The organism is Pedobacter humicola, assembly GCF_056490705.1.
Genome location: NZ_JBWJIG010000019.1, coordinates 80,465 through 105,670, shown reverse-complemented (window position 1 = coordinate 105,670; position 25,206 = coordinate 80,465). Strand labels below are relative to the sequence as shown.

Below are 25,206 nucleotides of genomic sequence, written 5' to 3'. Positions count from 1 at the left end.
ACAAAATTGGGACACCGATGTGGTGCCCCAATTAGGTTCTGGTTAATAAACCAGGTCTTGAGAAACACTAGAGGCTATTATACTTGAATATCAATTCTTTTTCCACGGCTCGGGAAGCGCTGTTTCAGATCATCGTATATGGCCTGTGTACCCGTAACATTAGAGCGGCTTGCTCCTTTAATCGAATAATAAATCACTAAAGCGGCTTCGTAAGCTTCGCTGCCCGCTACCATTCCGGTATCTTCCAGGCCACGCGAAAGGGTACTGATCTGCTGGTAAAGGGCATAAATATAGGAAGCCAGTTTATGATCTTTTTTGGCTTCGGTTAAATCGACATAACCGGGCACTAAACTTGGGCTCTGCGTGGCATACTCCATTGTTTTGTTTACAAAAGCAATGGTCTTATCGCCCATTTTAAGGCTTTCCATTCTTTCTTCGGCGGTTAAATTGATTAACAAAACCGGCGCTAAGGCGGTTTTTAATGCTTCGAATGCAGCTGTAATGGCCGCTGATTGCTCAGGTGTGATTTCGGTCGAAATCTTGTTGCTTAAACTCATTTGGTAGATGGTTTTTAGTTAATATTTAAGTTAATTGGCACTCCTGTAAAATTGTGGGATGAATTAACCATTTACCATGGGATAGCTGGCAAGATGATGTTTTGCCTCTGGGATATGAGGCTGATTTAAAGATAGGAAAAGGGAAGAAAAAGGGAAAATATTTTGAGAAATATTTTTTTGGTTGTATTATTTAGGATTTGCTGGATTTTATCTGTTGGACAGTATTAATACTAAATATGAGTATTTATGGTTTACCGTAATTAATTACCCCCATCTATTTTTAAATTAGTGATCAAATCTAATTGCCAATTAGTTATATCTTCCAAGAAACTAATCATTAGAATTAACAAACCAATTAAAATATAAAATATGGCAAGATGTACAGCACCAGTAAATGGTCACCGATCAGCAAGCGCAGCGGCAAACTGCCCTGCTTGCAGTAGTCGCTATAATCGAAGTTACAGTTCGTATTCTCCTTATTCTTCATCTTATTCTTCATCCTCAAACAGCTCAATAAGTCGTGGTAACAGTAGTAGCCCAACTAGATCTAAGGCGAGTTGGTCTTCTGCAGGTTCTTCTATTCTATATACACCTGCAGAGATCAGAACACTGACACCAGTACGTGAAAATGTAGAAAAGCGTTCTCATTTACCAGACTTAAGAGATGTCTTTCTTTGTCACGCTTGGGACGATCGAAAAGATGCTGCGAAAGAGTTGCATGATTTATTAGAATCGATGGGCGTTTCTGTTTGGTTTAGCGAAAAAGATGTTTTATTAGGTTCATCATTACTCCGTGAAATCGATAAAGGATTGACAAAGTCACGTGTTGGTATTGTGTTAGTTACACCTTCTTTTCTTAAGCGTGTTAAAGGAGAGGGTATCGCAGATAAAGAACTTTCTGCTCTTCTTGCTCGTGATTTACTTGTCCCTATTGTGCATAACACAACGTATGATGAATTACGTGAAGTCAGCCCTTTACTTGGTTCACGAAGTGGTTTAAGTACTATAGAGGATACGATGATAGAGGTTGCTAGTAAGTTAGCGGAATTATTAACTCCTGAGAATATTACATATTAAAGAGCAGTACATAACGGCAGTGGCAAATTTAGTTCTATAGTGGTAGCCCTTGATTTAACATATGTATAAAACCGAAATTTGTATTTCGATTCTTCCTCGATAGCGCAAGTCTTAGCGTTTGAACCATTGGGCTAAATGACTTATGCTATATCGAAAATATCTAAATCCAACGATTTATTTTAAAGCCCCAATTGAGCTTTTACTTTTGGTGATTAGCGTTAAGACTTGTACTAAATACGAGGATCAAATTGCGAAAGCGAAAGAAGTTCTATATCAGAAATCTATTGTTGAAATTATAACTACAAATGAAGCTAAAGAAAGAGTTAAAACAGCAAATATCAATGATTCTCTAGATAAAAAGCAAGTATTGATAAAAAGCAAGTATTGATGATACTTTAGAGAATATTTATGTATGTAAATCTACTTAAGCCAAATAGAAAGGACAAATAAATATTCCCGTAACTCAAGAAGAGCAACCGACTGAATTTGAAGGTTAATAAGGCATTAAGGGACTAATATTTTACATAGTAAAGTTGTAAATAAAAAAAACTTTATATATGTTTACGCTTAATAAAACAGGAAAGGCGTCCCCTTACAACGGAAACGCCTCGAATAAAGCATTTGCGGTGCTCTATCTCCTGCTAGCATTGATTGGTCTTTTAATTTCATTTTGTTACAACTCAGAATGACAATTTTAAAGACTTAATCAGAACCTTACAAGTGGTTCTAAACAACAACCCTACGGTATTAGTAAGCCCAGCTATTTGTTGGGCTTTTTATTTTCTGGAAGTTTCTGGCCTTCCCTTTAAAACATAGATATCTTTTTCTTGGTATTTATCTTTTGAAAGATCGAACATTATATTTTTCTTTTCGTAATCAAATCCCATTTGATCAAATACACTTCCTGCGTTTAGATAATAATAAGCTCCAGCTTTTGAAACCTTAACAGATCCCTCAGCATCAGACTCCAATAAATAGAGCTTGCTTACATCAGCTTTATCCCTTCCTATAAGAAAAGCTTTCTTATTTTGTATTTCCATAAAATTACTTGCTTCTATATTAAGACCTAGCTTTCCTGTTTTGTGCACAGTTGCCTTAGGTTTAGTTCTAGTTGCATTAGCTTTTATGAATTCAATTTCCATTTCCTTGATTTTATTATCACAAATATAATATCATTTTCCATAATTAAAGCAATTTTATAATTATATTTTATAAGTATTTATCCACACTAATCGCATTCTTGTTAGTAAATATTTTCAAATCCTTGCGTATCTTAATATCAGTCATTAATTTTCGTATTACCAAAAGTAACACGTTTTAATTATTAAACATTTTTAATATATAATAAAATTGTTATAAAATCACTTCGTATATATAACGCATATCATATATATAAAATAATTAATTCCTTCTGCATTTTCATACTATAATCCTTGTATGATTCCTTATGCTTCATTTGATAAAAATTCTAGAAAATCACTAAAAAACCAACCCATTCGAGAAATATACCATCAATTGCATATGTTTATAAAAAAGACATTATGAAACGATATGTACTATTAAAAATTCATCTTAACGAAATCTATTCTAAAAGATTTGACGATCTAAGTGAATTAAGGAAAAACCATGATGATAGCTCAGATCATTTTCCAGGAAAAGTGGCGGCTGAATACGATTTAGAAAACGGAGAGTTTCTTGATTTGATAGATCCACATGGAGAGGCAAGTATTCTTAAGCCTCATTTAGATAACATCAGAGCTCAATATAATGAGGAGAACTTGTAGCTTTTAACTATTTAAATATTAGAATAAAAAGTTAAAATGCAAGATCTGCATAAAACAAAAGAGCTTATTGACTCCCGATTCAATGTTAAGAGAAAAATTGAGTTTGATTTTTTTAGTACTCCGCTTGATGAGGTAACTGAATCCCGCAAGGATGGTAATTGTTGTAATGAGTATTGTTTATGTCATTGATATCATCTGAATTCTGTGAAAATGCTACAATAAAAAGGTAACAAAAAACGGATTATCAAAATCATAACACGACACTGTCTTAGTCATAAAAATGGACATACAATATTTATCGAATACAGAAGGCCAACGGCAACTCTAAACTGACATATTTTATAGTGGCTGAAATAGCCCTATGAAAACTTATTTCAAATCGAATAAACACAGATCATATAACTAAGGGTAATTTGCTATATTGTCGCCTTATTTATTTTTCAATAACTCTACCTTCTCCCGCAAGCTGGCCAACAATCTTTCGTACAGTTATAATGATTTCCAATAGAACCATGGTTATGTGAACCTTCGTAGTTATTTTGAATATTATTGATCACGGCTTCATCAGAGTAATTTTTAATCACTTCGACAGAAACCCCTAAAACAGTTACCACTTTTACGAGCGTGGTATCCTCAATTTCTTCGCTCTGCTCTAGTTGGCTAATACCTAGGCGGAGGCAGGGCGCTAATACCTGCAAAGCTGTGGTGAACTATTAGTTTTTCATATATTTAGAGGCTGCTGCTCAGCTTAACCAAACACAATCCAAGACAGAACAAACCACATGGAACTCTGGAATTACCTGCAAATTTTAAGACAAAAGAAACAAGGTTGGCTTTTTAAAAAAGACAATGCTGAAGAAAGACTTCTTGCCTTGACAAAAATATTGGAGTTAGGCTATCCAAGTGCCATCCAGCCGCTGATTCCATTTCTCAAAGACGAAAACAAAGAAATTCAGCAAGCCACTTGTAAAACAATCGCCCATTTATTTAAGAAAATAAACACCAAAAAAGGTTACTACGACACATTAAAACATTGCGACATTTCAAAATCCGATCTCGACCTGTATAGTCTTATCTTTTCAAAGGAGGATTGTATAATGCTCTACTCGATTGCTACGATGAACAGCGATGGGTATGTAAGGGAATATGCCCTTAAGCAACTTTCAGATACCCGGAGCCAAAATGCCATTCCTTTTATCGTTTACAGGTTAGCGGATTGGGTTAAGGCGGTTAGGCATACTGCATTAAGAAGCCTCGGGTATTTTAAAAAGGTTGAATTTATAAATGCACTGGTTGAGCATCTGACCATTTTTGAATGGCTGCAAAAAGTGGAAAGAACAGATTTGCAGTCGGTGCATGCGGATATCATGAATTTTGTGGTGATAAAAAACAAAAGTTATGTAACTGAACACTTCAAAACATTTAGCGAGCGCACAAGAATTGTAATTGCCAGGCACATCGCGAAATCGGCTGATATTGCGCCTAAAGATTTAAAAATACTGTTAAGCGATAAACATTTTTTAGTCCGCAATTTTGCCCTGGCCCATTTCGACAAATTAACTCAGGCTGAAATTGACCGTCTGTTAACTGATAAATCTGCCAGAATTAGAATTCAGACACTCTACCATTTAAAAAACAGAGCGAATTTTTCGGATATCGTATTTCCTTTTATAGCAGACCATTCGGCTACTATCCGCGATTTCGCCCGTTATTCGCTGAAAGGTTTGGTTGCAGACTTTGCGACAATCTACAACGACAATTTATTAAACAGGAGAAACATAACTGGTTCATTAAGTGGCTTAGCCGAAACAAACGGTAAGCATTTTATAGAAACGATCGTTCCTTTTTTGAACGATCCACAGGCAAAAATAAGAAAGGCCACGTTTTTAGCGCTTAAGCAGTTAGACGGAGACAAGGCTTATCATTTCGCTTTGCAGCATTTAGACACCGGATACATCGGTATGCGTAATGTAATTATAGAATATTTTTCTAATGCAGCAACAACAGAGGTGCTTCAACAAGCGAGAAAAATCTATGCAGAAGGACAATGTGATGTAAAGAAATCGATGCTCAAGTTATTTAGCAAAGTTGGAAAATGGGCAACAATTGGGGATATTATGATCGGAACCATTGACGGGAATGAAAGCATAAGACAATTAAGTTTAACTTATTTACAACGCTGGAGAAATAAAGCTACAACTTATTTTACGAAAGCCAAACCAGAGGAGCTCGAAAGGGCAAATCAGCTCTTCAGATATGCCTTTGAAGTACACGAAGAAAAGAAATACTTTAAGCAAAACCCCTTAACAGGTATTGATTTTTATTTACAATAAACAAAGGAATCAAACCCTCAAATCCCTGGTTTATGATGACGAATGATCACTATTTTGATGAAATGATGCGCACCTTTCCGCCGCTACAATCGGAGATTCTGGCATGGGATGCCGGGATGATCCATTTCCGGATGGAAACCTTCGCCGTTTATACGATAGAACAGATCAAAAGTGCGGATCAAACTACACTCCTAAAATGCTTTAACTTTCAGGAATCAAAAATTGACCTGATGGGTCCAGACCTGGTGAATGCCTTAACGGTATCCTACTGTGAGGCGTTATTATTGAGCGCAGCGGCCAGCAGGATGAAAGATTTAACCGCTTTAATGCCACCCAAACTCAGGGCCATATACATCGATTATAAGAACCGGTATAATGGGCTTGCCCGCAAAGCGGTTGATAGAAACCCATTCCTGTAACCGGGTACCGATGATGTAGTACATCCTTGTGTTTAAGTTTGTTGGGTTGGATAAATGTACTGAGCAGAACGCTTTTAACTGATCGGTTGATGGTAAAGCGCGAGCCGTGCCCTTAATCTGACCGGGGACATCAAGACTTGCGCAAGAGGTGTATTTAAGGGTTCTAAATCAGCCAACTGTTTCTCATCAGCGGTAATGCAACTGTTCCGATAGCCGCGAAAACTGTAACATTTTAAGGAAAAAACATATCGGTACATAGTTTATATTAACTTTGGAATACGATCATATATATGGAATTCCAGCAAACATTGTTACCCAATTATCCTCCTGCTCAAATACCCATTCATATCCGGTAATGTACCCTTTAACCACAACCATTTAAACCAAACTAACCCATTTTAGCGCTTTTATCTTTAAACCCATGGCCGATCAGGAAGTAATCAAACACACCAAAAAAATATATAAAATCTGGAACAGCAAGGAGCATTCCTTCCTGCACAAGGCAAAAGAATTTTTTCTCGAAATTCTGATCATTGTATTTGCCGTTAGCCTTTCGATATGGCTCCACGGGCAGAGCGAACATGCCCATAAGGCGGAAGATGTTAAAAAGTTTTTGCTGGGCATGGAAAACGATTTCCGGAACGACCTTAAAGAAATGAAGGCAGACAGAGCGATGTTCATCAACAGCAGGGAAGCATTCAGATACATCAGGGGGCTTAAAATCGGACAAAGGGCGGATGCAGACAGCATTAAGAAATACAACAATTATCTTTTTAATGAAACGGGGCTTTTGGCAAACAACGGAAGGTTTGAAGGATTTAAATCGTCGGGAAAAATCGGTGACATCGAGAACCTCCGGATTCAAAACGAGATGATGGATCTTTATCAGGAGAACATTCCCACACTTATATTATATACCAATTATTATTCGAAGAAAAAATCAGCGCTTGACGACTTTTTCAACAGAAACCTCCATAGAAAGAGCGATCTGGAGAACAATTACCTGGATCTTTTTTCAAGGGAGGAAGTATACAATATGGGTTACGACCTCACACAGGTAAGAAGTATTGTGAGCCAGTACGATAAATGCATCGGTAACATGAACAGCATTATTGCCGAAATCAATAAAGAATATAAAGATTAAAGCGGTAAAAATAATTGCCGCACAACAACAAAAAGCGGCTGGTTTAATGTTAACGCATGCGCGGGATCCGATAGCTGGATAAAATATAAAGCAAGCACATTAAAATCCTAATTTTTATTTCTTAAATACCTAAAGAGTAACAATTGTTATTTTGGAAGGCTAATGACCCTGATCTTTTTCCCCTGAAGAAACTTTTTGGCTTCATCATCCCATAAGGCTTCAACCAGATCTGTTGTTCTTCTCTTACTGTATTTAACCATTTCTTGATAAGGAACCGGCTCTTCGAAATAGACATACAGGGTTAGGGGATTTTTGTGGGCCTGTCTCCTCAGGTTTTCTTCGCGATCCGGATAAAAATGAAAAATCACAAAATCTGTTTTGAACGTTTTTTCGTCCCAATTGCCTGGCACGAAATTATGGATGGGCAGCTCAATAGCATTAAAAAGGACAATCATTTTTTTGTTCGGGTAATAGCCAGCACCTTTCTGAAAATTATACTTCATATAGGCAACGGTATCACCATTAAAAGCTTGGAGATTTTTATAACCGGGAGACTTTTGAGTTTTTTTTTGAGCGACCAGAACTGAATCCTTCCCCTCTACTTTATGTTCAACCTGCCTGCAACCGACTAATGCATAACAGACCAAAAACAGAGGGAATAACAAGAATAGTATTTTTTTCATGGGGATGTAGTGATCTCAGTTAAACGGTTTATTTTAAAGCCCCGGGTCGGGTGTTTGCTTTTAGTTAGGGTATTAAATGTGTGCAAGATTGAGCAAAGGACAAAAATAAATAATATTATCTCCTAACCACCCCTACCTGCCGATGAAAATCGGCACAGGCTCTTCTAAATTCGCAGGGAGTTCCCTTCATAGTTTTAAATAGCATCCGACCTAAAGATGCAATCTGCAAAACATGGCGATCGCATTAAGATTGCTTCGTGCCTCGCAATGACGATATCCTGAGTATTACCTATACCAAATATTGAAAAACTGGTAAGAGAAATATTATTCGTGATTGTTAACAATATTATTGATTCAACACTTCCAAAATTTTCTTAAGCTCTTCCCTACCCGAGATATACACATTACCATAATCATTGATTTCGCCATTGATATAGCGGAGCGGGTTTGGCGCACTGGCCCTTGCCGAAGCATGGTACTCTTTTGCCCCGCATGCATTTACCAGGGTGCTGATATTGCCCGATTTTATCCCTGCTCCGGGCATAATGATGATGCGGTCGCCGGCCTGTTCTACAAGTTGTTTTAACACGTTTGCACCCTGCGGTGCACCAACCGCTCCGCCCGAAGTGAGTACCCGTTCGCAACCACAGGCGATCAGCTCTTCCAATGCCTCGAAAAGATCGGGAGTGCCATCAAAGGCCCGGTTACAGGTTACGCCCATGGGCCCGGCCCATTCTACAATGCGTTTTAACCATTCGGTATCAATTTTGGCATCAATGGTTTGGGTACCGACCGAAATGCCGTTACAGCCAAGTGTTCTACAGATTTCAATATCATTTTTAATGATCTGATATTCATCTTCCGAATAGTAGTAATTACCCGATCGGGGCCGGATGATGGGATAAAGGTCGATGCTGATTTTTTCCCTTACCTGTTTGATGGTGCCGTATGAAGGCGTGGTTCCACCTTCTATGGGGTTATCGCAAAGTTCTACCCTTGCCGCGCCTACCTCCTGGGCAATAAGGCATGATTGTATATTGAAAGCACAAACTTCGAGCTGTTTTTTTGAGATCATGGTTTTGCAGGTTTTAAAGTTCTATATCTGATGAGGTGTATTCAGGTAAAAAGATTGAATACTAACGGAAAGATAGTTGGTTTAGGAGTGTTTTGCAAGACTGGGGAAATGATGTTCACATTTGAGATACTATATCTAATAAGGATAGTGCTTAATTATGCAGGGATTCTTCGTACCTACCATTGACAGAGTCTATTAGAGCGGTCGTCATCCGATAGCTATCGGATGCGAGGAGGAATCCCGAAGTTTCGGGAAAGCAATCTCTCCTGCTAGATCCTTACCAGAAAGATTGCTTCGTCGGCTGAAAAAGCCTTCTCGCAATGACGATACTATGAGGGGATTTATCTCCATTAATATCTCTTGTCATTCATATTGATTTTTATAAAATAAATTATCCCTCAGAATGACAAACACGAATGGAGCGGTGTATAATTCTTAGCTCCCGCATTAAGGTTCCCGCTTGCCCGGGATGCGATAGGTATCGGATGACGGCCGTACTAAAGGCATTCATAGAGCTTATTCCCCTATTCATGGAGTATTTATGCCCTTATAACTATTGTCTATTTTAACAGAATCCTTTGAGTGGTAGTTTTGGTTATTCATTTAGTAATACACACAGGTAACTAAGCGATACAGAGAATGAAGCTATAGGGACGCACATTACTCTTTAGTTATAATCTTACTGTGATATTAGCAATGACTACTAAGAGGGGGCATCCGGGATGATTTAGCCCCCTCTACTTTTAAAATCATTTGTGCAACGTGTTCCCGCCATGAGGCAAAGTTTAATTGCCATCGGTCTTAGCCTGCCAATCGAAAACCCCGGTGTTCTTTGCGGATAATCCTTACTTATTCATAACCATTTTCGAAGGTAATGATCTGTTGTTTTTTCAGGTTTACTTCTGCAATCCCATCCGCTCCCATTTTCACGCTTCCGGCAGGAAGATCTCTCATCACAAAGGTTTTAAAGGGAAGTTTAATCCTCAGTACGCCTGCTTTTTCCGCATATATTTTCACCTGGGTTGGGACGCCATTTTCCTTATGGCCACTGATTAAAAAGGCACCTTTGGCACGCAGGTTATTAAATGAAACATCCTTCCAGCTTTGTGGCACTGCCGGGAAAACCTGGAGATAACCACTCCTGCTCTGTAGCAGCAATTCCTGAACACCCTGTGCAAAAGCAAAATTACCTTCTAACGTAAAAGGACGATAGGTAAAGGCCGAGTATTGCCCCCCCTTTTGATCGCCGTTTAAATGGAAGCTATTTGGCGAGCAGAAATTTGACGCAAAAATCTCCAGTTGCTTTACGGCTTTATCGGCCTGATAAGCCCTGGCGTATAAAGATGCCATCCAGCTAAAGGAGTAACCACACCAGGCCCTGGTACCAATTTCTTCCAAACGCTTTAAAGAGTTATCGACAATGGTTTTATCTTTTGCATTGTTCACATCCAATAAATCGAGTGGATAAATGGCCATATACTGCGACATGTGCCTGTGCGAGCTCGTTAAATTAGATCCCGGTGCTATGGTAAAACCGGTTTCATTTATTTCATAGTCAGGCAATTCGTTCAATACTGCAAGCCAGTGCTTATTTTCCTCCACTTTACCATTGGCTTCACTTACTTCGGCCGCGGCTTTAAATAAAAACTTGGACAAGGATAAATCGAAATTGGTCCAGTTTAAAAACCAGGCCTTAATGCTGTTATCGTTATACTCCGGACTAGAGCTTAAAGGCAATGTACGCTTCCCATCCTTCAACCGGGTGATATTTTCCAGATAGGTCGCCGCTTCGTGGATGTATGGATAAGCCCTTGTTTTCAGAAATACCTCATCCATGCTATATTTCCACTGCCAGTAAAAATGCTGCGAAGTCCAGGCACTTACGGTTGGCGAAAGCGAATATTGGATCCATCCGCCCATGGGGTCGCCGTTCAGGGTAATTACACCGGGAACATTCAAACCCTCCACACCGAAATACTGTTTGGTATAATTCAGGTTTTTCTCCCTGATTTTCCATAACCAATCGGTAAAAGTTGCGCCTTCGGCCAGGTGATTAGCGGTATAGGTTGGCCAGTAACTCAACTGCGTATTTAAATCGTTGTGAAAATCGCCCTTCCAGGGTGGTAAACTGCCATTATCGGCCGTCCAAACGGCTTGTAAGGTAATGGCGGGTGCACCTTTTCTGGCCACACAGCCCAACTTGTACATTTCTAAATAGTATTGTTTTTGGATGAGGTGATCAGGCACAGAAATGTTAGACTTTGCCCAGAAATCCTTCCACCATTTGGCATGGCTGGCCCAACCAGTTGGTTCTTTCGCTCTAGCAGAAATGACGGGCAATGTTGCTGCTTTATCGCTGCTGATGGTCCAGGCGCCGATTACTTTACCCTTAGCCAACTTTTTCCATTGCACCAAGACTTCGTAATAATGCCCCTGATAGGTAGGCTGATGATAACGGATGCTGTTTGCGGTGTTGGTTACCGTGCCCTTTGCATAACCGAGTTTTTGCAAACCTTCGCCGGCGTGACTATCATCCCCTTTTTCTATCAGATTGTTGGCATAATTATGTACGATTAAGTTGGGTAAAATAGCGGTAGATTTAAGGTTTTCCAAACTAAAATACCCCTGTTGCTGTGCCGCATGGATATAACAGTTAAAAACGGTTCCGTTTTCGAACTTCACGGTATTCAGGGCTGTCTCGATATCCAATACATTAGATACCACTTTGCCCAGTTTCGAAATATCAAATTCCATTGCCGCAGCGGGCAATTTGGTCGGGTATGGACTGGTATCATAAGGTGCATCGCCTATTTTCTGAACAGCGGCATAATTATTTTGGTGCACCTGTTCTTCCACCCATTTAAAGGTAAGTTTAGAAATATCGAGCGCTTTACGTTCGTCCCATAAATCGGCACGGTCTAAAGACAGACGGAGTTTGTTATTTTTCTCCCAGATTAAAACCCCCAACATCCCATTGCCTAATGGCATGGCTTCGTCCCACCTGCTGGCAAGTTTAGGAAAGGAAAGGTTATAGGGTTTTAGTGATTGCGCATAGCCTGAATAAGCGAAGCTGAGCAATAACAGAACGATGGTAATTTTGGTTTTCATTTGCTTGTTTAGAAAAGATTAGTCCCTCCTGGTGAGGTATTCATTTCTAAAATAATGATATTAAATTACAATAAAACCCTTAAAAATTGCGCAAACGTTTGATGGACAATATAGAACAGGCTTTTGCGAAAAAAAGATCAGTGCACAATTTTGAAAACGAGTTCTTTTAAAAGTTCGCCATCATCTACGTTTCCGGTACTGTCTAAGCCCTTGCTTTTTAAATCATACTCACGCAACAGACCAATGACCTGGAAAACCTTACCCGTATTGTAATTTCTGGCGGCAACCTCATAATCTTTAATGAAGAAGGGCGGCACGCCCAAAGCCGATGCCGCATCGGCCTTGTTTGGGATATAATGGTATTTTAGCAGTTTGGTAAAATAACCGCCCAAATTGGCCAAAACCATTACCGTTGGATTGGCTTTCGGGTTGCTGGCAAAGTAATTGATGATTTTGTTGCATTTCAGCACGTCGCGGATGGCCAGTGCTTTCTGCAGTTCGAAAACGTTGTACTCTTTACTAATGCCGATATTTTTCTGAACCAGATCGGTGTTGATGGTAACCTCTTTGGGCACATTCAGCATTAATTTTTCGATCTCGTTGGCAATTTTTGAAAGATCTGTTCCTAAATATTCGGCCATTAATGCCGATGCCTGCTGATCAACCTTATAACCTTTTTCTTTAATAAACTCTTCAATCCAGGGTACCAGTTTATAATCGCGGACAGGATCTGACTGAAAAATCAGTCCGCTTTTGTTAATGGCTTTATAGATTTTTTTGCGCTTGTCGAAATTCGCATATTTAAAGGCCAGCACCAAAATGGTACTTGGTAAAGGCTTTTCAAAATAATTGAGTACAAATTCGCCTTCTTTGCTGCTCGAATCTTCTTTGCCCCATTTTAAATCCTGTGCTTCCTTTACAATCACCACCTGGTAATCAGACATCATCGGGTAGCGCTTTGCAGCACCCAAAACCGTAGCCATATCGGTATCCTTTCCATATAAAACAGTTTGATTGAAGCCTTTTTCTGCATCATTCAGCAGTTTATCCTCAATATAATCTGTTACTTGATCGATATAGAAAGATTCTTCCCCATGTAATAGGTACACAGGTTTGAACTTTCGGGCTTTGATATCTTGAATAATTTCGGCAGCAGTCATTGCCCGTAAAATTACGATTTAGGTTTAAGGAATTGGGTAAATGTTTATAATTAGCGTTGAGATTTGAGACGTGAGTTGTTAGATGGGAGAATTCTTGCATATCTCAGAATTAATTAACTTTGGAGCTGTAAAAATTGTTTAATAATTGCATTGCTAACTGAAAACGTTCAACTGTGAATTGAAAATTGCCAATTGCAAACTGAAAACCGTTAACTGAAAACCGCCAACTGAAAATGTTTACCCCTACTCCGCTCAACCTTCCAACATATCCCTTTAAAATTACACAAAAAGATGAGGTGGTTTTTATATTCGATGAGCTCAGAAAGAAACATTTAGTGTTAACGCCCGAAGAATGGGTACGGCAGCATTTTATACAGCACCTGATTTCAAAAAAGAAATTCCCGCGAACCTTGATCCAGATTGAGGGCGGATTGGTGTTAAACCAATTGCAAAAGCGGAGCGATATTTTAGTGTACAACACGGCCGGCGAAAAGCTGATGTTAATTGAATGTAAGGCACCCAAAGTAAAAATCACACAGTCCGTTTTCGATCAGGCCTCCCGGTACAATTCTATTCATCAGGCCAAATGGATTGTATTAACCAATGGCTTACAGCATGTTTATGCCAAGATGGACCTGGAAAAGGGGAAGTTTAACTTCGTACAGGAAATGCCGGAGTATTTGGGACTGTAGTTTTTTGCCACGGAAGCACGGAAAACACGGAGTTATTATATTCCACCTATCGGTTGGTGTCCCACCGACCGAAACTTGACTCGCTTATAAAAATGAAAGTAGCAAAATTTTATCTTCTTAATCGGTGAGACACCGACCATTAGATGACATGTGATCTACACGCTATACGCCGTCTTCCAAACCTGCTTATTACCGCTATAAATGGCTTCATTGCACATCGCTACGCAAATGGCGGCCTGCGTTCCGGTATTGATATTCGATGCGGGTTCTTTTTTGGTGGTTACCGACTTATAAAATTCATCCAGGGCATAATTGGTACCATCTAAAGTGGCTTTATCCAAAATCGGGATCCCGCCGTCTTTGTTCACCACAATTTTTGTCGCTCCGGTTACCCCATCCACAATGCCTAAATCTTTTTTGGTACTTTCTTCAGGATAAAACAAACCTGTATTGGTCAGCAAAGAGACTGATCCTTTGGTCCCTTTTATTTTAAACAGGTAGCCATCGTGTGCATTGCCGCAGGTGGCACCAAAGTTGCCAATCATGCCTTTTTCGTTATAACGCAGAATGGCCTGAATATTATCATAGGTTTCGCGGCCATCTTTAAAAACATCGATACCGCCTGATCCCATAATTTCGTCGGGCTGTGTTTCGAAAGCCCAGTTGATAAAATCGATCTGGTGAGAGAGCAGTTCTGCCGCTAATCCACCTGAATATTCCTTATACATCCGCCAGTTGATCTTTCTTTCTAAAGCAGGATCCGGCACGGCCCTACGCCAGTTCCCGTTACGGTCCCAACGGCAATCGATCTGCGTCACCTTACCCAAATAACCGCTTTGGATCATATCCTTTACCTTAAAGTATAAGGGCGAATAACGGTATTGATAACCTACCTGAAAAATCTGATCGGGATGCTGTTTAACCACTTTTTTAAGCTCGAGCGCCTGCGCGATATTGTAGGTCATGGTTTTTTCTACATACACATGCTTGCCGGCGAGTACCGCATCTTTGGCGATCTTGAAATGCTCACTTAAGGGCGTGGCAATAAAAACCGCCTGAATGGATTTATCATCCAGAACTTTATGGTAATCTTTTATGGCTTTTGCATCGGCAGGGACATACTTTTCAGCCTCTTTAAGCCTGAAATCGAGTACATCACAATAGGCTTTAATCTTATATCTGGCAGGCATCGATTTAATGACCGACAATACCCCTTTACCCCGATCGCCACAGCCAATCATTGCAACATTAATGATTTCATCAGCCATTAAACTGGCAAAACCCTGGTTACCGACCAATAATCCTGAACTTAATAGCGCGGTATGTTTTACAAAAGATCGACGATGCATGATATATTAGAATATTTTATTTTTCTCAAAATTATAATTTGTAGCGCAAAATTACTACTGCTATTAAAGGTAGTCCCGCCAATGCTGCAATCTTTTTGTTACCGGGAGCTGTAAGATGATCGGTAATGCAACAAAAAGTATTTTCGCGTATGTCGGGGCTATTTAAATCTTTCAGTGCCTTTAGGTCAGTTTGCGACACAACCTTAAGCCTAAACCCGAACCGATAGCTGGCGGATACGCTAAATAGCCCGCACTGAGCTACGAGCGAGGACTATATGCAAGCGGGACTGCAGGTGGTCGTAATAACCAACGCTCATTTTCAATAAATAAAGCTTCGCCTTATAATGTTTTAATTTTAATGGTCCTGAAATCTACCTTGTTGCCATGGTCCTGTAGCAGGATATGTCCTTTTGGCGCTTCACCAAAGTTTTTCCAGTCTTTATATTTACTGATGGCAACCAGTTTTTTAAACTCTTCCGAGCCACGGGTATATTCCAGCACTTTTACACCATTTAAATAATGTTCTACTTTGTTATTAGGGTAAACCACCAAACGGCCATTGTTCCAGCTTCCGATAGGACGCAGGTAGCGGGCTTCTTTCTTGGCTGTCATTAAATCGTATAAAGAACCCAAAGTACGGTTTCCATCCCTGCCCAGTTTTGCATCAGGGTGTAAAACATCATCCAAAACCTGGTACTCGAGACCGATGGCAGAACCTGTATTTTTTTCGCTTAGGGTAACAAAGTACTTCACGCCACTGTTTGCGCCAGGGGTAAGTTTAAATTCGAACGACATATCGAAAGCAGCATATTCTTCTTTGGTTACAATATCGCCACCATTGGTAGATTCGGCACCACCTGAGGGTTCTACGCTGATTACACCATCAGCAATTTTCCAGCCTTTGGTTGGGAAAGTAGTTTTATAGGCGCCAATCCAGCCCGCATTGCTTTTACCGTCAAACAACAATTTATAGCCTTCCGATTTTTCGTAAGCCGACAGCGTATTTGGTGTCAAGTTAACAGCATAAATACCTTTCGGAAAAGCTTTAGCTTTTAAGCCCTCTGTTTGGATATTGATGTTTTTGAAATACACTTTCTTGCCATCGTTTTCTACATTATTACCGATACCATGCACCTGTAAACCAATAAAACCAGTTTTATCAAGCGTATCAATCACATAAGCAACGGGTGTTCCGTTTACCCAGGTTTTGGTTTCGTTACCGATACATTCGATTTTATAATGGTTAAATTCGTTCTTTTTATACAAGGGTTTAGCCGATGGATTAAGTTCTAAGGGGTACAACCACAATCTACGGGCTTCATCGTAAATCCCTCCTGTCCATGCCCTTGGTGTAGGGTCTATTTCTACCTGACGGCCAAAAACCAAACCTTTGCCATTGTTTCCTTCTGGTTTGATATGGCTACGCGTCTGAATGCCTGAATTGGTGGTTTCGCCTTCCAGTTTCACGTCCAGTTCTAAAATGAAATCACCATATTCCTTTTCAGTGATCAGGAATGAATTTGGTGTGCCTTTGGTCATCGCACCTACAATCATTCCGTCTTCAACCTTATATGGCGCGGCGCCGGCAACGGCTTTCCACCCGGTTAAGGTTTTACCATCAAATAGTGGTTTTGCCTTTTGGGCAGCGGCTGACAAACTGATGAGGGAAAGGGCTAGAATACTATATTTTTTTATATTTAACATGATAGGTTTTATTATTTTAACCACCTAAGCCACCTGAGAACATCTTAGCTAAGTGCTCAATCAGGTCTTAAAGTGTATGGTATAGATTAATACTTAAATACTTTTCCGTTTGCGATTACTTCCTGCTTGCCTTCATCGAAAACTGCTTTTGCGCCAGTCCTTACAGCGGCATTGGTCATGATGTTGGCAATAGAATGCGAATACCCTGCTTCTACAGGTGCATTTGGCGTTTTACGGCTACGCACACATTCCATCCAGTTCCGCATATGGCCAGAGGTTAACGCATCGCCACCCATATTGGCTCCGGTTGCAGCTTTGATTTCGGTCTTGCTCAAATCAAAATCCGGCAAGAGATTGGCTTTTAAGCCCATCGCCGCAGCCTCCTGTTGCCTTAATCCACCTTTTGGCGATACTTTATTTGTAATCAGATTCAGCTCACCACCATTCGAATAATAGACTTCTCCCACATCACCTACACTATTTTGCATCCGTGAGGTAAAGGTTACCTGAAAACCATCAGTGGTATCGGGCTGACCATAATCAAACACGGCAACCATCGAATCCCAGTTTCTGCGGCCATCTTTCCAGGTGTAAATGCCACCATTTGCCACTACACTACGCGGATGTTTTAGATTGGTAAACCAGTGTACGGTATCAATCTGGTGCGACATCCACTGTCCTGGCATTCCTGAAGAATATGGCCAGAACAAGCGGTATTCTAAATATTTTCTTGGATCGAAGGCTTCTGTTGGGCGGTTCAGCAAGAAACGTTTCCAATCGATATCTTCTTCTTTTAATTTGGCTACTAAATCTGGTCTGCGCCACCTGCCTGGCTGATTAACGTTCCAAACTAGATCTACAGCGGTTATCGGTCCAAATTTCCCTTCCTGAATAAATTTTGCCGCATTGGCGTAATTTTCTCCACTCCTTCTCTGCGAACCGATCTGCACAATCTGTTTGCTGGCTTTTACCGCTTTAAATGCTGCTTTTGCATCATCCATGGTTTCGGCAAAGGGTTTCTCTACATAGGCATCGCAACTGGCTTTAACCGCTTCGATGGTGTGCAACGCATGTTGAAAATCGGCGGTACTGATGATTACGGCATCAAGATCTTTGGTTGCATAAAGCTCGTCGTTGTTGCGGCAAGCTTTGATATCGTGACCGAATTTTGCTTTTAAATGGGCAATTCCTAAATCTCTACGGTAATTCCATAAATCGGAAAGGCCAACAATATCGAAGTTTAGTTCCTTATTGTGGTTGAGGAAACAAGGTAAGAGGGTGTCTTTAAATCGATCAGAAAATCCGACAACACCAACACGTACCCGATCATTTGCGCCAATAATGCGCCCATAACTTTTGGCACTCATGCCCATGGTACCTGCATAGGTAGCCGCAGCAAATACTGCTGATTGTTTAATAAATTTTCGTCTGGAGTTTTCCATTTGAGGATATGAGGTTAGATTATCACTTAAATAGTTTTCGGCCTGGTAAACCGTTTTAACAAAATCTAAAATATGGTTAATAAAAGCAAACCTTAAATTTTCATAAGTAATATTTTTGAAACCTTATGTCAAAGCAATGGATAGCCAGGGCAATAACCTCAAATAAACCCTTATAAAGCTAGTTTTTTGTGGCCACAACCTGGTTTCATAAATGTAAGGAAAACGTTTGAAATAATTAATTCCTGTTCCCTTTTCACATAAAAAAGCCTTTCAGAAAATAATCTGAAAGGCTTTTTTAATGATTAGTATATATCTTCTAGTTCAGTATCGCTAAACTTTCTTCTATAATTTTAATTTTAGCTTCAGCATCTGCCTTTTTATTGCGCTCATTGGCAATAATTTCGGGTTTTGCATTCTGTACGAAACGTTCGTTACTTAATTTCAGATCAACCGATTTTAAGAAGCCTTGCAGGTAGATTAAATCGGCATTTAAACGCTCGCGTTCGGCCTCAACATCTACGTTTTCGGTCAATGGAATAAAGAATTCATCTTTACCCGCCATAAAAGCAGTTGCACCAACAATTTTATCGTTCACAATTTCCGCTTCAGCTACATTGGCCAATTTGAAAACAATGTTTAACCATTTTTCATAATCTAGATCGGAGTTGATCTTGATGCTCAAAGGCAAAGCTTCTTTAGGCGAAATCTGTTTTTGATTTCTTACATTTCTGATTTCGGCTACTACAGTCTTGATTACCTCAGCGTCCTTTAATAACTGTTCATCAAAATTACCTCCTTTTGGAAATTCGGCAACAATACAGCAATCCATTTCGCCACGTTCGGCGAACAGATCATCATGCCATAACTCTTCGGTTAAGAATGGCATATTCGGGTGCAACAATTTGATGATATTTTCGAAGAATCCGATTGTAGCTTTATAACTCTCCGCATCGATGGGCTGTTGGTAAGCGGGTTTAACCATTTCTAAATACCAGGCACAGAAATCATCCCAAACCAATTTGTAAGTGATCATTAAGGCTTCCGACAGACGATACTGTTTAAAATTGGCTTCAATTTCTACCAAAGCTTCGTTAAAGCGGTTTTCGAACCACAATATGGCCTGGGTATTCGGGTTTGCTAAATTTTCATCAACTTCCCATCCCTTCACCAAACGGAAAGCATTCCAGATTTTGCTGGCAAAATTACGCCCTTGTTCGCAGTAACTCTCATCGAACATTAAATCGTTTCCGGCAGGCGACGACATTAACATTCCCACACGAACCGCATCGGCACCATATTTTTCGATCAATCCGATCGGGTCAGGTGAATTACCCAGCGATTTAGACATTTTACGACCTAGTTTATCGCGTACAATACCGGTTAAGTACACATTCGTAAATGGCTTTTTACCCATAAACTCATGTCCGGCCATAATCATACGGGCTACCCAGAAGAATAAAATCTCAGGTGCGGTAACCAGATCGTTTGTTGGATAATAATAGTTGATGTCTTTATTTTCAGGATTTTTAAAACCGTCGAAAACCGAAATCGGCCATAACCATGAAGAGAACCAGGTATCCATCACATCATCATCCTGTCGTAGAAAAGGTTCTAACTGATGTTTGAATCCCGCTTTTTCAGTTTCTGAGCAGCTTTCATCCAAATGTTTTTTCTTCCAGAATTCTTCTAAGGCTTCATCTTTGGTTTTGGCAACCACCCAGTTACCTTTATCATCGTACCAGGCTGGAATTCTTTGTCCCCACCATAACTGGCGGCTAATGTTCCAATCGCGAACATTTTCCATCCAGTGGCGATAAGTATTCTCAAATTTATTCGGAATCAGGTTTACCTCTCCATTCAGCACATCATCCAAAGCAGGCTGGGCCATTTCTTTCATTTTCACAAACCACTGCATCGAAAGTTTTGGTTCGATAGCGGCATCAGTACGTTCAGAAAAACCAACCTGTGATTTATAATCTTCTACTTTATCCAAATGACCTGCCTCTTCGAGCATTTTGGCGATTTTTTTACGGGCAACAAACCGGTCTTCGCCTACTAAAATAACAGCCAGCTCGTTTAAAGTTCCATCATCATTTAAAATATCGGTAACTGGTAAACGGTGTTTCACCCCCAGTTCATAATCGTTTAAATCGTGTGCTGGTGTAACTTTTAAACAGCCCGTTCCAAATTCGATATCTACGTATTCATCTTCAATAACCGGAATTTCGTGGTTAACCAAAGGCACAAAAACTTTTTTGCCTTTTAAGTGCGTAAAACGTTCGTCGTTCGGGTTGATACAGATGGCTGCATCGGCCATGATGGTTTCCGGACGTGTTGTCGCGATCGTTAAAAACTGATCTTCCGTTCCCGAAATCAGGTATTTAATGTAATAAAGTTTCTGGTTAACTTCTTTACGGATTACTTCTTCATCAGAAACGGCCGTTTTACCAGCCGGATCCCAGTTTACCATACGGATACCGCGATAAATCCATCCTTTTTTATATAAATGGATAAAGGAATCGATAACGGCTTCAGAAAGATCTTCTTCCATGGTGAAACGGGTACGGTCCCAATCGCAGCTTGCACCCAATTTCTTTAACTGTTCTAAAATAATGCCGCCATATTTCTCTTTCCATTCCCAGGCATATTTCAGGAACTCTTCACGCGAAAGATCTTTTTTATCGATCCCCTGCTCCTTTAACATGGCTACTACTTTTGCTTCTGTAGCAATGGAAGCATGGTCGGTACCCGGAACCCAGCATGCATTTTTGCCTTGCATACGGGCTTTACGGATTAAAACATCCTGTATGGTATTGTTAAGCATATGCCCCATGTGCAGCACCCCTGTAACGTTTGGCGGCGGAATAACGATAGTGTAAGGTTCGCGCTCATCGGGTTCTGAGTGAAAAAATTTCTTCGATAGCCAATAGCTATACCATTTATCTTCTGTTTCTGCAGGATTGTACTTGGTGGATATGCTCATGAAAAATTATTCAAATATCAATTTAATTGGCAAAAATACGTTTTTAAGGGCAAATTTTAAAGTAGAAATCGATTGAAAAGTAGGCGTATAAATGAAATATTAGAGTTTAAACACGCAGGATTTAATCCGACTTTTCGTTCATAATTGTATTTTAGTATAGAATTAACCTTCGAAGGGCCATGAATACTAAAAATTCCAACATTGCTTATGCCATATTACGTGTAACCATTGCTATAATTTTACTGTCGCACAGTGTTTTAGGCATATTTGATGGCGGAATTAATGATTTTGGAAACTTTTACCTGAACAAAATAGGATTTGCTCCTTTTGGAGTAGCTATTGCCTGAACCATTAAACTTTCACATGTTGTTTGTGCAATACTTTTAGTGATGAATAAATATATCCGACTGGCTTGTTTCGCAACCATATTCGTATTGATTATGGGCATTATTATGGTCCACTTTAAAGAAGGCTGGTTTGTAGTAGGAGGCGGAAGAAACGGTGTTGAGTACAATTTTGTACTCATATGCGTATTAACCGCGATTGTATTTTTTAATTCAGATTCAAACGGGACTAACCCAAAAATGGAGAAATGAGTTAATCAATATCCTCAAAAACATCATCCAATACCAGTTCGAAACCTGGTAATACGGATGAGGTGATTTTTTCGCTATGGGTGAATATTTTAGAGGGCTGGAATTTACCTTCCTCATTTAAGGTGTAAATTAAAATATTCTGATCACTTTGGCTCACTATCCAATATTCTTTCACACCGAATTCTTCGTAAACACGGTATTTATGAAGCAGTTCCATTTTACTATTGCCGGGAGATAAAATTTCGATAACAAGATCGGGTGCACCGATACAACCCCGTGTGTCTAACTTACTTTTATCACAGATGACACAAATATCGGGTTGCAATACCGTATATACATCTTTATCCGCTTTGCTTTCTTTAGGAAAACGAACATCAAAGGGTGCCGCATAAACTTTACACGGTTTACCCTTTAAAAAATTGATTATAGGGTTTAATAAATTGATAGAAACCTCCTGATGAACCCTTGAAGGCGCAGGGCTCATCTTAAAGATTTTGCCTTTAATCAGCTCTACCCTTTCAGGGAAAAGCCAGTTTAAATAATTGGAATAACTATAGGTTAATGATGCGTCAAGCTCATTGAACTGCCTAACGGGCTCATCATCGTTTAAAACTGGATATGGAACAGGCTCAGACATAAACGAATATACTAATTTTTATAGTAATCTGTTAGGCTATTTTTCAACACATCTTACTTATGATCAATAGGTTTTCAGTTTTAAATTTGCAGTGAACAAGCAAACCAATGTCTCAATTTAAAGTCGATACTACAAGGTCAGTTAACCAATTTACCCGATTAACCAATTAAGGAAACTTCATTTTCTGAATCCTTACCGCATTTAAAATGGCCAAAAGCGCCACGCCCACATCGGCAAAAACGGCTTCCCACATCGTGGCAATACCACCTGCACCTAAAATCAATACCAATGCTTTTACCGCAAAGGCCAATACCATATTCTGGATCACCACATTCTTGGTTGCCTTACCGATTTTAATCGCGGTTGCAATTTTAGAAGGCTGATCAGTCTGGATTACTACATCCGCAGTCTCAATGGCGGCATCACTACCCATTGCGCCCATCGCAATACCAATATCACTAATGGCCAAAACGGGTGTATCATTAATCCCGTCGCCAACAAAAGCCACCACTTTAGTTTTATCACTTTTAATTTCTTCCAGTTTAGCCACTTTACCCTCGGGTAATAAATCACCAAAGTAAGTATCTATACCTAAACCAACTGCTACCTTCTTAACAATGGAGGTTTTGTCGCCACTTAACATCACCACTTGTTTTATTCCACTTTCATGGAGCTGTTTAATGGCTTCTACCGAATCCTCTTTTATTTCATCGGCAATTAAAACATAACCGACATATTTCTGATCAACAGCCACAACCACAATACTTTCTTCGATATCCTTTATTTTCGTATCGAACTCAATTTTGAATTTTTCTAAAAGCTTGGTATTACCTGCTAAAACTTCTTTTCCATTTACCATTCCCTTTAGACCCATCCCGGCAATTTCTTCAATATTTTCGGCCGGATGAATTTCTTTTTCGCCAGCATATTCCACTATTGCTTTCGCAATGGGATGGGTTGATTTGGCTTCAACAGCGGTTAATAAGTTTAAAAATTCCTTTTCATCAATACTGCTTTCTACTTTCTGTACTTTGAAAACACCCTTTGTTAAGGTTCCTGTTTTGTCCATCACCACAGTGTTCAATTTGGTAATCAGATCAAGAAAATTCGACCCTTTAAAAAGAATTCCATTGGCTGATGCTGCCCCAATTCCACCAAAATAGCCCAATGGAATAGAAATAACCAGGGCACAAGGGCAAGATATCACCAGGAAAACCAACGATCGGTACAACCAGGTTTGAAAATGGTATTCGCTGCCTAAAACCAAAATCGGGATAGTAACCAATGCTAGTGCTAAAAAGAAAACAATCGGTGTATATACTTTAGCAAACTTGCGGATAAACAACTCTGTTTTGGCTTTGCGTGTAGTGGCATTTTGAACCATTTCCAATATGCGCGACAATGCACTATCGGCAAAAGCCTTGCTTACTTTTACTTCAATTACTTTATCCAAATTAAGCATCCCTGCTAAAATCGGCTCGCCCTTATTAATCGTACGGGGTTTACTTTCGCCCGTTAACGCAGCGGTATTAAAACTGCTTTTATCACTAATGAGTTCGCCGTCTAATGGGATTTTTTCACCTGCCTTGACTTGAATGGTTTCGCCAATTTCTACCTTTCCGGGATCGATATCTTCATATTTTCCATTGCGGAAAACATGCGCAACATCTGCGCGGACATCAAGCAAGGCTTTGATATTTCTTTTCGCACGGTTTACCGCCGCCATTTGAAACAGCTCACCAATGGTATAAAAAAGCATCACGGTTACACCTTCCGGATATTGGCCAATGCCAAAAGCACCAATGGTAGCGATAGACATTAAAGAAAATTCGGTAAAGAAATCTTTTGCTTTAAAAGTCTCCCAAACCTCGCGCAAAACCGGAATACCAACTGGCAAATAAGCCACAATGTACCAGTATGGTCGGATGATCTGAAAAGCAGGAACCGTAAAGAGATTATCGAAAGCAATTCCAATCAATAACATTACCAATGTTACAATGGCCGGCAGGTAAGTTTTAAAGGCCGATGGATCTCCACCATGGTCGTGCTCGTGTTCATCGCCCTCTTCATGCGAATGCTCGTGATCGTGGTTATGTTTTGGCGCAGAATGCACTTTACTGCTGCAACAGCTATCTTCTTTATCTTGAGGGTGACTCATTATATATGATGCTAAATATTATTTTTTATTTATCCCCAAACCATGCAAATGTCGGAAACGGGTGTGGTTTGGATAAGTATTTCAAATTTATGGAAAATAAAATGCTTTATCCCGAATCATTCTTAATAGCAATAATTTTTACAAGCACACAATAAATTTTGTTAAAAAATGTTAATACTGTATAAAAGATTTAAAATCATGAAATCTATTAAAACCTTATTCTCGCCTGCTGAATTTATTAGAAGATTGGGACTGGCAAAAATTTACTACTGGTTTAACAAGTAATATTCTTAGTATATTGTTTC

The 25,206-nt window shown here is 39.7% G+C and carries 21 protein-coding genes; 9 read left to right on the top strand and 12 right to left on the bottom strand.

Annotated features, from left to right (window positions below; translation table 11 throughout):
• Window positions 1-77: 77 nt before the first annotated feature.
• Entirely contained in the window at window positions 78-557 is a 480-nt protein-coding gene (locus AC04Q1_RS23230) for a hypothetical protein (RefSeq protein ID WP_478366933.1), read from the bottom strand.
• A 369-nt stretch (window positions 558-926) separates the two neighbouring features.
• Here AC04Q1_RS23230 and AC04Q1_RS23225 point away from each other — a divergent pair, with 369 nt between their 5' ends.
• Complete coding sequence (locus tag AC04Q1_RS23225; protein ID WP_478366932.1) at window positions 927-1,634, top strand: toll/interleukin-1 receptor domain-containing protein; 708 nt, start codon at window positions 927-929, stop codon at window positions 1,632-1,634.
• Between the two features lie 142 nt (window positions 1,635-1,776).
• Window positions 1,777-2,022 carry a hypothetical protein gene (locus AC04Q1_RS23220; RefSeq protein WP_478366931.1) on the top strand — a complete coding sequence of 82 codons (246 nt, stop codon included), beginning with the start codon at window positions 1,777-1,779 and terminating at the stop codon, window positions 2,020-2,022.
• A 388-nt stretch (window positions 2,023-2,410) separates the two neighbouring features.
• On the opposite strand, the gene AC04Q1_RS23215 is transcribed toward AC04Q1_RS23220, so the two are convergent.
• Window positions 2,411-2,776 carry a hypothetical protein gene (locus tag AC04Q1_RS23215; protein ID WP_478366930.1) on the bottom strand — a complete coding sequence of 122 codons (366 nt, stop codon included), beginning with the start codon at window positions 2,774-2,776 and terminating at the stop codon, window positions 2,411-2,413.
• 399 nt (window positions 2,777-3,175) lie between these two features.
• Between AC04Q1_RS23215 and AC04Q1_RS23210 the strand changes: the two genes are divergently transcribed.
• The 4 genes from AC04Q1_RS23210 (at window position 3,176) to AC04Q1_RS23195 (ending at window position 7,314) form a co-directional block, all read left to right on the top strand.
• Window positions 3,176-3,418: a hypothetical protein gene (locus tag AC04Q1_RS23210; RefSeq protein WP_478366929.1), complete on the top strand. Its 243-nt coding sequence runs from the start codon at window positions 3,176-3,178 to the stop codon at window positions 3,416-3,418.
• 782 nt (window positions 3,419-4,200) lie between these two features.
• Window positions 4,201-5,751 carry a HEAT repeat domain-containing protein gene (locus AC04Q1_RS23205; protein WP_478366928.1) on the top strand — a complete coding sequence of 517 codons (1,551 nt, stop codon included), beginning with the start codon at window positions 4,201-4,203 and terminating at the stop codon, window positions 5,749-5,751.
• Between the two features lie 32 nt (window positions 5,752-5,783).
• Window positions 5,784-6,170, top strand: coding sequence for a DUF7674 family protein (locus AC04Q1_RS23200; RefSeq protein WP_478366927.1), 387 nt, complete (start codon window positions 5,784-5,786; stop codon window positions 6,168-6,170).
• Between the two features lie 421 nt (window positions 6,171-6,591).
• Complete coding sequence (locus tag AC04Q1_RS23195) at window positions 6,592-7,314, top strand: hypothetical protein (protein WP_478366926.1); 723 nt, start codon at window positions 6,592-6,594, stop codon at window positions 7,312-7,314.
• 146 nt (window positions 7,315-7,460) lie between these two features.
• On the opposite strand, the gene AC04Q1_RS23190 is transcribed toward AC04Q1_RS23195, so the two are convergent.
• The 4 genes from AC04Q1_RS23190 to holA form a co-directional block, all read right to left on the bottom strand.
• On the bottom strand, window positions 7,461-7,997 hold the full coding sequence (locus AC04Q1_RS23190) for a hypothetical protein (protein ID WP_478366925.1): 537 nt from the start codon (window positions 7,995-7,997) through the stop codon (window positions 7,461-7,463).
• A gap of 346 nt (window positions 7,998-8,343) precedes the next feature.
• On the bottom strand, window positions 8,344-9,072 hold the full coding sequence (locus tag AC04Q1_RS23185) for a copper homeostasis protein CutC (protein WP_478366924.1): 729 nt from the start codon (window positions 9,070-9,072) through the stop codon (window positions 8,344-8,346).
• Window positions 9,073-9,921: 849 nt separating this feature from the next.
• Complete coding sequence (locus tag AC04Q1_RS23180; protein ID WP_478366923.1) at window positions 9,922-12,180, bottom strand: glycosyl hydrolase family 95 catalytic domain-containing protein; 2,259 nt, start codon at window positions 12,178-12,180, stop codon at window positions 9,922-9,924.
• 137 nt (window positions 12,181-12,317) lie between these two features.
• Window positions 12,318-13,340: a DNA polymerase III subunit delta gene (gene holA, locus AC04Q1_RS23175; RefSeq protein ID WP_478366922.1), complete on the bottom strand. Its 1,023-nt coding sequence runs from the start codon at window positions 13,338-13,340 to the stop codon at window positions 12,318-12,320.
• Between the two features lie 233 nt (window positions 13,341-13,573).
• Between holA and AC04Q1_RS23170 the strand changes: the two genes are divergently transcribed.
• Complete coding sequence (locus AC04Q1_RS23170) at window positions 13,574-14,032, top strand: type I restriction enzyme HsdR N-terminal domain-containing protein (RefSeq protein WP_478366921.1); 459 nt, start codon at window positions 13,574-13,576, stop codon at window positions 14,030-14,032.
• Window positions 14,033-14,187: 155 nt separating this feature from the next.
• On the opposite strand, the gene AC04Q1_RS23165 is transcribed toward AC04Q1_RS23170, so the two are convergent.
• The 4 genes from AC04Q1_RS23165 to AC04Q1_RS23150 all read right to left on the bottom strand — a co-directional run bounded on the left by AC04Q1_RS23165 (window position 14,188) and on the right by AC04Q1_RS23150 (window position 21,510).
• Window positions 14,188-15,381, bottom strand: a complete 1,194-nt coding sequence (locus AC04Q1_RS23165) for a Gfo/Idh/MocA family protein (RefSeq protein WP_478366920.1) — start codon at window positions 15,379-15,381, stop codon at window positions 14,188-14,190.
• Between the two features lie 339 nt (window positions 15,382-15,720).
• Window positions 15,721-17,085, bottom strand: coding sequence for a 3-keto-disaccharide hydrolase (locus AC04Q1_RS23160; protein WP_478366919.1), 1,365 nt, complete (start codon window positions 17,083-17,085; stop codon window positions 15,721-15,723).
• 86 nt (window positions 17,086-17,171) lie between these two features.
• Entirely contained in the window at window positions 17,172-18,527 is a 1,356-nt protein-coding gene (locus AC04Q1_RS23155) for a Gfo/Idh/MocA family protein (RefSeq protein WP_478366918.1), read from the bottom strand.
• Window positions 18,528-18,843: 316 nt separating this feature from the next.
• The gene (locus tag AC04Q1_RS23150; protein ID WP_478366917.1) at window positions 18,844-21,510 is read right to left on the bottom strand and encodes a valine--tRNA ligase; all 2,667 of its coding nucleotides are present in this window, start codon (window positions 21,508-21,510) and stop codon (window positions 18,844-18,846) included.
• A gap of 179 nt (window positions 21,511-21,689) precedes the next feature.
• On the opposite strand from AC04Q1_RS23150, the gene AC04Q1_RS23145 reads away from it, so the two are divergent.
• Together AC04Q1_RS23145 and AC04Q1_RS23140 are read left to right on the top strand one after the other, a co-directional pair.
• Window positions 21,690-21,857 carry a hypothetical protein gene (locus tag AC04Q1_RS23145; protein WP_478366916.1) on the top strand — a complete coding sequence of 56 codons (168 nt, stop codon included), beginning with the start codon at window positions 21,690-21,692 and terminating at the stop codon, window positions 21,855-21,857.
• A gap of 42 nt (window positions 21,858-21,899) precedes the next feature.
• A complete protein-coding gene (locus AC04Q1_RS23140; RefSeq protein ID WP_478366915.1) occupies window positions 21,900-22,106 on the top strand; it encodes a hypothetical protein in 207 nt (68 codons plus the stop codon).
• Window position 22,107: 1 nt separating this feature from the next.
• Here AC04Q1_RS23140 and AC04Q1_RS23135 read toward each other — a convergent pair whose 3' ends face one another.
• Both AC04Q1_RS23135 and AC04Q1_RS23130 read right to left on the bottom strand, forming a co-directional pair.
• Window positions 22,108-22,743 carry a Uma2 family endonuclease gene (locus AC04Q1_RS23135; protein ID WP_478366914.1) on the bottom strand — a complete coding sequence of 212 codons (636 nt, stop codon included), beginning with the start codon at window positions 22,741-22,743 and terminating at the stop codon, window positions 22,108-22,110.
• Between the two features lie 166 nt (window positions 22,744-22,909).
• Window positions 22,910-24,901 carry a heavy metal translocating P-type ATPase gene (locus AC04Q1_RS23130; protein WP_478366913.1) on the bottom strand — a complete coding sequence of 664 codons (1,992 nt, stop codon included), beginning with the start codon at window positions 24,899-24,901 and terminating at the stop codon, window positions 22,910-22,912.
• Window positions 24,902-25,206: the final 305 nt, after the last annotated feature.